The sequence below is a fragment of the Parvimonas sp. D9 genome, from assembly GCF_035282565.1.
Lineage (GTDB): Bacteria > Bacillota > Clostridia > Tissierellales > Peptoniphilaceae > Parvimonas > Parvimonas micra.
Window position 1 is genome coordinate 1 of sequence record NZ_JAYKBM010000181.1, and the last position, 262, is coordinate 262.

The 262-nt window shown below is 28.6% G+C and carries 1 protein-coding gene; it reads right to left on the reverse strand.

The window, feature by feature from the left end:
* Positions 1 to 262, reverse strand: a 262-nt coding sequence (locus VJI94_RS08480; protein WP_324009047.1) for a lipopolysaccharide core heptose(II) kinase RfaY, incomplete at both ends; no start/stop codon positions are given.

Below are 262 nucleotides of genomic sequence, written 5' to 3' on the forward strand. Positions count from 1 at the left end.
CGGTTTCAACGATCAAATTCTGATAGTAGTCACCTTTTACAAAAGATTTTAAAAAACGTTCATTCCTTTTCGTTTTCGGAGCAAAGACTTTAAAAACATAGCGACCATATTTCGTATCAATCAAAGATACTTTGGTATCATCAATATTACGTAATACTTTTACTGTTTTAAAATTATAGGCCAGTATTTCATCAAAGATTTCTTTATATTTATTATCATTATCTTTGTAATAAAATGAGAAGCCGCGATAACGTATACTTGT